Origin of the sequence: Cellulomonas telluris, assembly GCF_004886325.1 — a bacterium.
Lineage (GTDB): Bacteria > Actinomycetota > Actinomycetes > Actinomycetales > Cellulomonadaceae > Cellulomonas > Cellulomonas telluris.
In genome coordinates, this window is record NZ_QXFN01000003.1 from 517,460 (window position 1) to 528,919 (window position 11,460).

Annotated in this window: 7 protein-coding genes; 2 read left to right on the forward strand and 5 right to left on the reverse strand. The window is 78.3% G+C overall.

Features of this window, described 5'->3' with window-relative positions; translation table 11 throughout:
• Window positions 1-318 precede the first annotated feature (318 nt).
• A complete protein-coding gene (locus FB586_RS11245) occupies window positions 319-885 on the reverse strand; it encodes a DUF2505 domain-containing protein (protein WP_246036704.1) in 567 nt (188 codons plus the stop codon).
• A gap of 149 nt (window positions 886-1,034) precedes the next feature.
• On the opposite strand from FB586_RS11245, the gene FB586_RS11250 reads away from it, so the two are divergent.
• Window positions 1,035-2,516 (forward strand): sensor histidine kinase, encoded by a 1,482-nt coding sequence (locus tag FB586_RS11250; RefSeq protein WP_136519388.1) that lies wholly within the window; start codon window positions 1,035-1,037, stop codon window positions 2,514-2,516.
• A gap of 173 nt (window positions 2,517-2,689) precedes the next feature.
• Here the strand turns inward: FB586_RS11250 and FB586_RS11255 are convergent, their stop codons facing one another.
• On the reverse strand, window positions 2,690-2,938 hold the full coding sequence (locus FB586_RS11255) for a WhiB family transcriptional regulator (protein ID WP_013117620.1): 249 nt from the start codon (window positions 2,936-2,938) through the stop codon (window positions 2,690-2,692).
• 515 nt (window positions 2,939-3,453) lie between these two features.
• Between FB586_RS11255 and FB586_RS11260 the strand changes: the two genes are divergently transcribed.
• Window positions 3,454-3,858, forward strand: a complete 405-nt coding sequence (locus FB586_RS11260) for a hypothetical protein (protein ID WP_136519389.1) — start codon at window positions 3,454-3,456, stop codon at window positions 3,856-3,858.
• Window positions 3,859-3,909: 51 nt separating this feature from the next.
• On the opposite strand, the gene FB586_RS11265 is transcribed toward FB586_RS11260, so the two are convergent.
• The 3 genes from FB586_RS11265 to FB586_RS11275 all read right to left on the reverse strand — a co-directional run bounded on the left by FB586_RS11265 (window position 3,910) and on the right by FB586_RS11275 (window position 11,347).
• Complete coding sequence (locus FB586_RS11265; protein WP_136519390.1) at window positions 3,910-7,848, reverse strand: FtsK/SpoIIIE domain-containing protein; 3,939 nt, start codon at window positions 7,846-7,848, stop codon at window positions 3,910-3,912.
• A 143-nt stretch (window positions 7,849-7,991) separates the two neighbouring features.
• Complete coding sequence (locus FB586_RS11270) at window positions 7,992-10,538, reverse strand: ABC transporter permease (protein WP_136519391.1); 2,547 nt, start codon at window positions 10,536-10,538, stop codon at window positions 7,992-7,994.
• Window positions 10,538-11,347, reverse strand: a complete 810-nt coding sequence (locus FB586_RS11275; protein ID WP_370741070.1) for an ABC transporter ATP-binding protein — start codon at window positions 11,345-11,347, stop codon at window positions 10,538-10,540. Before FB586_RS11275 ends, FB586_RS11270 begins: the two co-directional genes overlap by 1 nt.
• Window positions 11,348-11,460 lie beyond the last annotated feature (113 nt).

The window sequence follows — 11,460 nt, forward strand, 5'->3', positions numbered from 1 at the left end:
CCGCAGGGGCTGCGTCGGGCGACGCGCGTCGGGCCGTCGGGCCCCGCCGTGGGCCTCCCGCTGCACTTCTGCGGGAGCGTTCCCACGCGCTGGTGACACCTTCGTCCGGTTCATGGTCGAGTGTCAAGGAGGACCGTGTGCGCCGACCGGGTGGTAGCGATCCCACGGACGTGTCTCCGCAGGTCAGCGCCCTGCTGGACGCTCCGCGTTACGCAATTGTTACGGCTGCGGGACCCTCGCGTGACCCTCGTCGCGCCGGCGTCGGGACGCGCCGACGGGGACGGGGAGGCGCGACGTCGCGCCAGGCCCGCGGCAGGGTCAGACGGCGGGCTCGTCGTGGGGTGCCGCCGACCGGTCCGCCGACGCCGTGCCGTCCGCCCCGTGCACGAGCCACGAGCGCGCCACCGCCGCCTCCGCGTCGAGCGCGGTGCGGACGGCCTGTGCGGCCGCCTCCTCGACGGGGGTCGCGAACAGCGGGAGCGCGGCGCGCACGTCGCCGTCGTAGGCGAGCGTGGTCGTCGCGTCGGTCGACGCCGTGAGCGCCGTGCGGCCCGTGACACGCACGGGCGCGCCGACGATCTCCACCACGACGGTGCCCGCCCGCGTGCCGTCGGCCTCGGGCGCCTCCCACGCCTCGACCTGGCGCACCTCGATGACCGAGCCGACCAGCCCGGCCAGGTGCGCGGGGATCTGCGCCGTGGGCAGGGAGCGCCGCGTCGTCACCGTGAAGGCGTCGCCGGCGCTGCCGGTGACGTCCACCTGGCGGTCCTCGGCCCCCGACGCCCGCACCTTGGCGTCGACGTAGGCCGGGTCGGCGAGCATGCGGGCGACCGCCACGGCGTCGCCCGGCAGCTCGTGCGTCACGCGCAGTCGCACTGCGAGCACCCCCTGCGGTCGTCGGAGCGTCTGCGGCCCCCGAGCCGGGTCGCCGCCTCCGGCGGGGCGGCACCGCGCCCGCCGCCGGTCCGCCCCGGGTGTCGTCCACGGGTGGACCGGTGAGGTCGAGCGTAACGCGCGCTGCGTAGGCTGGGCCGGTGTCCACGCTGAGCGACCTCGTCGCACGTCACGGGCCGCTCGCCCCCGCCGACCTGGAGTGGCTGCACCTGCTCGTCGGCGACTGGCAGGTGGTGTCCGACCTCGCCTTCGCCGACCTCGTGCTGTGGCTCCCCACGACCGACGGCGACTTCGTCGCGATCGCGCAGTGCCGGCCCTCCACGGGGGCGACCGTCCACTACGACGACGTCGTCGGGTCCCACCCGCCGGACGGTCAGCGCCCCCAGCTCATGCGCGCCCTCGTCGAGCAGGCGGCGCAGCGCTCGCGCGAGCCCCGGTGGTTCGGCTCCTACGCGGTCCGCGAGGAGGCGGTCCCCGTCGTGCGCGAGGGACGGTCGATCGCCGTGCTCGCCCGGCAGACCAACCTGGGCGGCACGCGCACGCCCAGCCGGCTCGAGCTCAACTACGTGGAGGCGGCCGACGACCTGCTCGGGATGGTCGCGCGCGGGGAGTTCCCGGCGCCGGACGCTCCCACGGGCCCGCGCCGGGGCGCACCGCGCGTGGGCGACGGGCTGGTGCGGCTCAACGGCGAGGGCGAGGTGCTCTACGCCAGCCCCAACGCCCTCTCGTGCTTCCACCGCCTGGGCGCGCTCGGTGACCTCGTCGGCCGCTCGCTCGTCGAGGTGACGTCCGACCTCATCGAGCAGGACGCGACGGTCGACGAGTCCATGCCGCTCGTGCTCATGGGCCGGGCGCCCTGGCGCGCCGACGTGGAGGCGCGCGGCGTCGCCCTGTCGCTGCGTGCGGTGCCGCTGACGGAGCACGGGGAGCGCGTCGGGGCCGTCGTGCTCTGCCGCGACGTCTCGGAGCTGCGGCGCCGCGAGCGCGAGCTCATCACCAAGGACGCGACCATCCGGGAGATCCACCACCGGGTGAAGAACAACCTGCAGACGGTCGCCGCCCTGCTGCGCCTGCAGTCGCGGCGCATGAGCACGCCGGAGGCGCGCGAGGCGCTCGGGGAGGCGATGCGGCGGGTCGCGACCATCGCGCTCGTGCACGAGACGCTGTCGCAGACCCTGGACGAGAGCGTGCCGTTCGACGACCTCGTCGGACGCAGCCTGCGGCTCGCCGCCGACGTCGCCACCGCCGGCGCGCACGTGCGCACCACCGTGCGGGGGTCGTTCGGCGCGGTGCCGGCGGAGGACGCGACGGCGCTCGCGCTCGTGCTGACCGAGCTCGTCACGAACGCCGTCGAGCACGGGTTCGCGGGGCGGGAGCAGGGCTCCGTGGAGATCGTCGTCGCGCGCGAGGGCGACGGCCTGCGCGTCGAGGTCGCCGACGACGGTGCGGGGCTGCCGGCCGACCGGGGAGCGGGGTCCGGCCTGGGCACGCAGATCGTCTCGACGCTCGTGTGCAACGAGCTGGGCGGGTCGATCGCGTGGCGCGCGCGGGAGGGCGGCGGCACCTCGGTGGTCATCGAGGCGCGGCTGCGGCAGGGCCGGGAGACGGCCACCGTCGCCTGACGGGCGGCGCCGGGGAACGCGGTGCCGGGTGGGGCCACGGGGTCGTCCCGGTCCCGGACGTGCCGCAGGGCCGTCCGCGTGCGTCGCGGACGGCCCTGCGGGAGCGGTCGGGAGGTGTGGCCCGGCCGCGCTGCGCCCCGCCGGGTGGGCGGGGACGGCGGTGGCGCGCTCGGTCAGCCGGCGCGGCGCTGGCGGGCGGTGCGGCGCTTGAGCGCGCGGCGCTCGTCCTCGGACAGGCCGCCCCAGACGCCGGCGTCCTGGCCGGTCTCGATCGCCCACTTCAGGCACGTGTCGACGACGTCGCAGCGCCGGCAGACGGCCTTCGCCTCCTCGATCTGCTGGAGCGCGGGGCCCGTGTTGCCGATGGGGAAGAACAGCTCGGGGTCCTCGTCGAGGCAGGCTGCGCGGTGGCGCCAGTCCATGGGATCTCTCCTTGGCACGCGTCGGCTCGGCGCCCCCGGATGGAGGGCGCGGCGGACGACATGGAGTCAGTGGTGGGGGGGACGTGCTGGATCCAGACTCACATCCGCCCTCACCGCCAGACAAGGGTTACGGCAAGGTTTCCTGACGGTGGCCGGTGAGGTCTTCGTCACATCCCGGTCGCGGCCGTGCGGCCGTCGAGGTGACCCGGGGGAGCTGCCGTCGTCCGCCTCCGGGCGAACGTCCAGGTCAGCGCCGCGGCGTGACGGGAACGGCGTTGACCTGCGACGTCATCCCCCGTGCGGGGGAGTGACGTGGCCCACCGTGCCCGCCCCGACCCGTCCGGAGGCGTGCGCGTGACGACCGTCACGAGGAGTGGCACCGCGTCCTGCCCGTCCTGCGCGCCGCGCACGTGGTAGGAGTCGCCCTCGCGATCTGGTATGGACCACGCGCATCGGCGTGTCGCGCCCCCGTGGTGCCGGCGCGGCGGCGTCCGTCCGCGTCCTAGGGTCGTCGCATGCCGACGTCCCGTCCCGCCCTGCTCGTCGTCGCGTGCGGGCTCGTCCTGCTCGAGGTGCTGGCGCTGGTCGCGGCCGCCGTCAGCGGCCTGGTCGTCCTGGTACGAGGTGCGCAGGCGCCCGCCGTGGCCGCGTTCCTCGTCGTGCTCGCGCTCGCCGCCGCCCTGCTGCTCGTCGCGGCCGCACGAGGGCTCTGGGCGGGCCGGCGCTGGGGTCGCGGCCCGGTCCTGACGGCGCAGGTCCTGCTCGTCGTGGTGTCCGCGACGCTGTGGCAGTCGGGCGGGGGAGCGGCAGCCGTCGCCGGCGTGCTGCTCGGCCTGCTGGTCGGTGCGGCCGTGCTCGCGCCGTCGGTCCTGGCGGCGACCGGACGGGCCGGTGGCGAGGGCACCGACCCGCGACCCTGACGCGCAGGGGCTGCACGCCCTGGGGCGGGGTGCTCCGCGACCCGCCTCCTGTCACGAGGCGGCCGTGCCCGGGTCGGCGTGCACCTGCACGCGGACGAGCGCGCGGTCGCACCGCAGGACGCCCCGTCCCGGCGGCCGGTGCGCCGGGTCGGCGTGCAGGGCCCCCTCCGGGCCGAGGAGCGCCGCGGCGTCCGTGTCGTGCGGGTCGAGCACCAGCACGTGCCGGGCCCGCAGTGCTCGCGCCACGGGACCGCGGAACGCCGTCGCGGCGTGCGCGCTCGTGGTCGCGAGCGCGGCCACGTGCACCCCGCTGCCGGGCAGGAGGAGCTCCTCGACCGCCTCCGCCGACCCCGGGACGGCCCGGTCGAGCTCGTCGGCGTCGTCGACCACCACGACGACGGGCGGCGCGCCCGGCCCCGTGAGCGCGGCGACGTCGGGCAGGGCGGAGGCGTCGACCGTCGTCCACGGCGCGTCGGCGTCCTGGGGCTCGCCCGGTCCTGCCGCGAGCCGCAGGACGCGGTGCCCTCGTCGCGCCCAGTGCCGGGCGACCGCACGCAGCGCCGTGGTCCGGCCCGTCCCCGGCGGCCCCGCCACGACGAGCGTGCGCGTGGCCTCGGCGTGCACCACCTGCCCCGCGTCGCCCCCTGCGCCGAGCGGGACGAGCCCGTCCGGCGCGTCGGTCACGTCGGCGGGAGGTACCGCACGCCGGGGCAGCGGGACGACCCGCACGGGGGGCGGACCGGCCTGCGGACCGGCGTCCCCGCCGGCCGCGGGCGCGGACGGGCCCGAGCCGCGCTGCGGCGGCCGGTCGGCGTCGCGCGAGCCGAGGCGCGGCGGCAGCGCGACCTGGCAGACGCGGGCCTCCTCGCCGCCGCACACCACGCCGCGCCCGGGGAACCGCCCCGTCGCGAGGCCGGCCGGCACGCCGGCGAGCGCGTCGGCCGCCGGATCGGCGGACGGCAGCACGACGCGCACGGGGAACGCACCGACCAGACGCGTGACCTGCGGGACCACCGCCGCCGAGGCGGCGACGCCGAGTCCCGCCACGGGGTCGCGCCAGGTCGCCGCGAGCATGTCCGCGACCGTGCCGCGGGCGTGCCGGCCCAGCTGCTCGAGGACGACGTCGAGCCGGTCGACGACCAGGAGGGCGGCGGGGCGGCCCTCCTGGGGCGTGCGCAGCCGGCGCAGCAGGAGACCCGCGCGGTGCACGTCGTCGGGCGGCACGGCCGTCCCGAGCCGGTGCGGGTCCACCGTCGCACGCACGTCCGCCTCCACCGGCCCCAGCGCGTGCACGTGCAGCCCGCTCCACGCGGCCTGGGCGGCCACCGTCAGGAGGGCGGTGGTCCGTCCCGAGCGCGGCCCGCCCAGGACGAGCAGCGGACCGTCGTCCGGGTCCCACCGCACGGGCTCGCGACGCTGCTCCTCCGGGACGTCCGCCAGGGCCAGCGCGAGGCCAGGACCCGGCGGGACGTCCAGCACCTCCACGCGGTGCGGCAGTGCGGGGCACCACGGGACCGCCGGCGGTGCGAGTCCCCGGGCGGCGTCCCGCGCGGCGCGCACCCACGCACGCACGTCGTCCTCGTCCGGCGGCGGCGACGGGGGGCACCACGTCGACGCCGCCGTCGCCATCGGCAGCAGGCGCACGTCGGGCCCGTCGGTGGCGCGGCGCGCGCGTGCGACCTGCACGGGACGCGGTGCCCGCGCCCCGACCCGCAGCACGGCACGGCCGGGGTGGGCGGGGTCGAGGTGCGCCGGGTCCGCGACGTCCACCACGTCCCGCGCGTCGGCCTCGTCCGCGACCCGCAGCGCCACCCGCTGCGTGACGTTCGCCCGCAGGTCGGCCGTGACGGCGCCGGCGGGGCGCTGGGTCGCGAGCACGAGGTGCACGCCGAGGGCCCGTCCCTGGGCGGCGGTGCGGGCGAGGACCGCCATCGCGTCGGGCACGTCGTCGGCGAGCGCGCGCAGCTCGTCGACGACGAGGACGAGCCGCGGCGGCACGTCGGGGGCGTCCGGGTCGAGCGCACGCAGGTCCGCGACGCCCGCCGCCGCGAGGACGCGTTCCCGCCGGCGCAGCTCGGCGCGCAGACCGGTGAGCGTGCGGCGTGCGGCGTCCGGGTCGAGGTCGTCGACGTGGTCGACGACGTGAGGGAGCCCGGCCAGCGGCCCGAGCCCGGTCCCGCCCTTGAAGTCCGCGAGCAGGACGGCGAGCCGCTGCGGCGGGTGCCGCAGCGCCAGTCCGAGCACGAGGGTGGTGAGCAGCTCGGACTTGCCCGAGCCGGTCGTCCCGGCCACCAGCAGGTGCGGGCCGTCGGCGTCGAGGTCGAGCTCGACCACCGCACCGTCGGCGCCGCGTCCGAGCGGGACGCGCAGGGCGGTCCCGAGGGGCTCCGCCCACCGGGCGGCGACCTCGGCGGCGTGCGGCGGCGGCACGCCGGGCAGGGCGCCGAGCGGCACCGAGGCCGGCAGCGGGTCGGTCGAGCCCGGGCCGGGCGGGAGCGGCCCCCCGGTGCTCCCGCGGCCGGCCGGGACGCTCACCGACCGCGCGTGCCGCAGCGACGCGAGCCGGCGCGCGGCGTCCTCCGCGACCGGTTCCTGCACGAGCTCGGCAGGGCCGCTCGTGCGGCGGCCGTCGGGTCCGGTCCGGACGGCGCGTGCCCGCTCGACCTGCACGACGGTGCGGACCCAGCCCGGTGGACGCGCCCCCGGCGGCACGAGCACCAGGAGCCGGTGCGCCGGCGGCGCGGCGGCCCGCCACCGTGCGCAGTCGCCGTCGGCGCCGTCCACGACGACGACGGAGCGCGCCGGGACGTCCGGGGCCTCGTCCTCGTGCGGGGTCACGGTCGGCAGCGCCGTGCCCGGCTCGAGCCACCGTGCCCAGGCCCAGGGCGCGGGCGCGTCGGAGCGCACGACGAGCGCCGCCGCCGGCGCGTCGGCCAGCGTGCGCAGCACGAGCGCCCGGGCCGCGGCGAGGGTGCGGGCGCGGTCGCCCACGAGCGCCAGCGTGCCGTCGCAGGGCCATCCGGCGTCCGCGTCGACGGGCTCGTGCGCCACCGGTCGCCACCCGTCGAGCACCGTCCGGGTGCGCGCCGCGGCGACGTCCGTCGCGGGCGGGCGTCGCGGCTCCGCCCCGTCCCCGGGCTGCTCCGGCCCGCCCGGCGGCCGCGAGGCGACGAGCCCCAGCACGCCGGCGGCGGCCCCGACGAGCAGCAGCGGCTGGCGCAGCGCGACGGCGAGGGCGACGCCGGTGACGGTCGAGGCGAGGGACGACCAGAGCCAGGGCGCCGGCGGCCGCCGCAGAGCCCGACCGGCCCCGGGGCGGCGTGCCCCCTCCGGTGCTCGCAGAGCCAGGACGGTGCCGGCGACCTCCAGGAGGCCGCCGGGCCGCCAGGGACGCCAGCACCTGCCCACCCGGCGGCGGCGTCGACGGGGGCGGGGGCGGCGGCCCCGCGGCGTGTCGCCGTCCCCGCCACGGACGCGCGCGCGGTGGGTGCGCGGGCGGTCGACGAGGCGGCCCCGGGCACCGAGCACCCGCACCCAGGTGGTCCGCGCGGCGCGCCGGACCTCGACGCGCACGCCCGCGAGCGCCTCGTCGGCGAGGAGCCACGTGCCGGGGCCGGGCGCCGCGCCCGGACCGGTCGTCGTCACGCGCGTCCCGGCGGTCAGGGCGCGCACGTGCCCCGCGTCCGGCCCGGCGACGACGGCCACGTGCCGGTCCGCCCGCGCGGCCGCCAGGACGGCGTCGTCGCCGGTGCGGTGGAGCGACGTGCGCGCCCCGGCGACGAGCGGCGGGACGCCGGCGGGGTGACCGTCGTCGAGCACGGTGCCGTCGACGACGAGGCGGGCCGTGCTCGCCGCCCACCGGACGTCCCCGGTGAGGAGCGCGAGGTGGCGGCGCAGGGTGCCGGCGGCGGTGCCGGCGTCGACGTCGACGTCCCGGGTGGTCCCGGGGGACGGGACGGGAGCCGACGGATCGTGGACGAGGATGCGCACGCCGCACCCTCGCGCGGTGCCGCCCGGCGCGGGGCCGACCGCGGGTCACGCTGTGGACGTGGACCTGCGGCGGGGCGGCTGTGGGCGGCCGGACGCGCGACGGGGCGCCCACGTCACGTGGGCGCCCCGTCGCGGCGGGCGGGTCAGTCGACCGCCAGCGCGGCCACGGGCGGGGTCCGGGCCGCCGACCGCCCCGGCAGCACCGAGGCGACCAGGCCGGCGAGCAGGGCGACCGCGAGCACGATGCCGAGGTCGGACCACGGCACGGCCAGGCGCAGGTCGCCCGTCGTGCCGAACACCGTGGCGGCGCCCGCCCAGCCGTAGAGCAGACCGAGGCCGACGCCGAGCGCCGCGCCGACGCCGGCGATGAGCATCCCCTCGACGGCGAGCATCCAGCGCAGCCCGCGTCGCGACAGGCCGATCGCGCGGAGCGTGGCCGACTCGCGCCGGCGCTCGATCACCGACAGCGACAGCGTGTTCGCCACGCCGATCAGCGCGATGACCACCGCGACGGCCAGCAGGCCGAGCACGACCGCGAGCAGCGTGTCGATCACGTTCTCGTCGGACTCGCGCTGCGCCGCGGCGCTCTCGACCCACACCTCCGCGTCGCCGAGGGTGTCCCGCACGGCGCTGAGCACCGCGCCGGCGTCGGCGCCCGACGCGACCGAGGCGAACAGCACGGTCGTCCCCGCGCGCGCGCCCAGGTCCTCGGCGGCCGCCGCGGTGAGGTACGAGTCCGCGACGCCCCCGGCCACGACGGGCACGTCCACGACGGGCCCGTCCTCACCCCCGGCGGGATCGGTGAAGGACATCGGCGCCGTGCCCTGCACGTCCACCCAGGACGGCAGCACGGACCGCCCGTCCAGGAGCGCCTCGACCAGGGTCTCGTCCTCGAGCACCGCGCGGGCGGTCTCGTCGTCCAGCACGTACGCCTGGACGGTGGTGTCGCCCGTCGAGCGGTCGTCGACCCGCACGGACACCTGCCGCACCTCCGCGACGTGCTCGATGCCGGGGACGTCGGCGACGTCCCGCCGCACGCCCGCCGGCACCTGCCCCTCGGCCGACGCGCTGCCGACCACGAGGTCGACCGGGTACCGCTCGTCGAGCTCGCGGGCGAGCGAGGTGCGGGCGGACGCCGCGCCGGTGCTCATCATCGCCACGAGCGTGACGCCGATGAGCAGGGCCGTACTCGTCGCCGCGGTGCGCCGCGGGTTGCGGATCGTGTTCGCGGCGGCGAGGCGCGTGGTCGGGCCGACGCGCCGCAGCAGGGCGCCGACGGCCGACACGACCCGGGGGATCCACAGCACGGCGCCCAGCAGGATGCCGACGAACGACGCCGCACCGCCCAGCACGCCGACCAGCAGCGGCAGCATCGCGTCGACCCCGACGCCGGCCGTCGCGAGCGCGACCCCACCGAGCAGCATCGCGACGCCGCCGATCGTGAGCAGCAGCGAGAACGCCAGCCGGACGCGGCCGGCACCCGCGCGCAGCGTCGGCGCGTCGACCGGGCGCAGCGCCGCGATCGGCGGGACGCGGGTCGCGACGCGCGCCGGCACGAGGGCGGCCAGCACCGTGACCGCGGTCCCGATGAGCAGCGGCAGCAGCACGACGGCGGGCGTGATCGACACGGTCGACGGCAGCGGGACGCCGAGGTCCATCCGCGAGAGCACCGACAGCGCCGCCTGGGCGAGGCCCACCCCGAGCAGCAGCCCGGCCAGGGACGCGCCGATCCCGAGGATCGCCGCCTCCAGCAGGACCGACGCGCGCAGCTGCCCCCGTCGGGCACCGACGCAGCGCAGGAGCGCGAGCGTGCGGGCCCGCTGGGCGACGAGCACCTGGAAGGTGTTCGCGATGACGAGCGCGGCGACGAGCAGCGCGACGGCCGCGAAGCCGAGCGCGACCATGACGAGCACGTTGCCGCCGTCGCCGATCTCCTCCACCGACTCGGCGGCGGCCTCGTCGCGGGTCATCACGGTCGTGCCCGCGGGCAGCGCGGCCTCGAGCTCCGCGCGGACGGCGTCGGCGCGACCGGGCTCGGTGGCGACGAGCGCGCGCACCGCGCCCGCCTCCTCGAGGGAGCTCACGCCGGTCCAGCGCAGGGCCGACGCGAGCGTCGCGAGCCCGGCCCCGCCGTACTGGCTCCACGCCCCCGCCGGGTCCTCGACGATGCCGACGAGCCGCACCTCGGCGGTGAGCTCCTCGGGCTCCTCCGTGGCGGCGTCTCGCGAGAGCTCGGTCCACGACACGCCCAGCACGTCCCCGACCTCGGCGCCGAGCCGCTCCGCGGTCGCGGCCGGCAGGGCGATCTCGTCGTCGGCGGCGGGGGCGGAGCCCTCGACGACCTCGAGCGTGCCGAGGCGCGGGTCCGAGGGCGTCGCCAGGACGCGCTCGCCGGTCTCCCGGGCGCCCAGGGCGAGCTGCACGAAGCCGATGAGCACGGGATCGGCGCCGCTGACGCCCGGGGTTCCCCGCACGGCGGCGAGCTCCTCCTCGCCCAGGCCGTCGCCCTGGCCCACGACGAGGTCCGCGTCGCCGTACGACGCCGTGATCGCGTCGTAGCCGGTGCGCGTGATGACGTCGCCGGCGACGAGCGTCGCGGCGACGAAGGCGGCGCCCAGCGCGATGGCGACGCCGGCGGCCACGAGCCGGCCGAGGCTGCGCCGCATCTGGGCGAGCGTGAGGCGCAGCATCAGGCGTCCCTCCCGACGGGGGCCTCGAGCGTGCGCAGGCCGTCGAGCGCGGCCAGGACAGACTCGGGCGACGGGTCCCCGACGTCCCCGGCGATCCGCCCGTCCGCGAGCAGCACGACACGGTCGGCGTACGCGGCGGCGGTCGGGTCGTGCGTGACCATGACGACGGTCCGGCCCAGCTCGCGCACCGAGCGCCGCAGGAAGCTCAGCACTTCGGCGCCGGCGCGCGAGTCCAGGTTGCCCGTCGGCTCGTCGGCGAAGACGACCTCCGGCTGGGCGATCAGCGCGCGGGCGATCGCGACGCGCTGCTGCTGCCCACCGGACATCTCGCTCGGCCGGTGCGTCAGGCGGGCGCGCAGGCCCAGCGTGTCGACCAGCGTGTCGAACCACGCCCGGTCCGCGCTCGCGCCGGCCAGGTCCAGCGGGAGCAGGATGTTCTGCTCCGCCGTGAGCATCGGCAGCAGGTTGAACGACTGGAAGACGAAGCCGACGCGGTCGCGACGCAGGCGCGTCAGGTCGTCGTCGCCGAGCCGGGTGATGTCGGTGGTGCCGAGGTGGACGGTGCCGGAGCTCGCCTGGTCCAGGCCCGCGAGCAGGTGCATGAGGGTGGACTTGCCCGAGCCGGACGGACCCATGATCGCGGTGAAGGCACCGGCCGCGAAGTCCACGTCGACGCCGTCGAGCGCGCGGACGGCCGACGCCCCCGACCCGTAGACCTTGGTCAGGCCGCGCGCGCAGGACGCGGCGGGGCGGTGGGGTGGTGCGCCGGTCGGCGGCTGGTCGGCGGGGCGCTGCACGGTCGTGTCCACGAGGTGGTGCTCCTGTTCTGCTGGGGACGGCACCAGCCTGCTCGCCGCCGTCCGCGTCGCGCGTCCGGCCGGCGGTGGGTCGTCGGGCGGGGCGGGTCATACCCCAGCCGCAC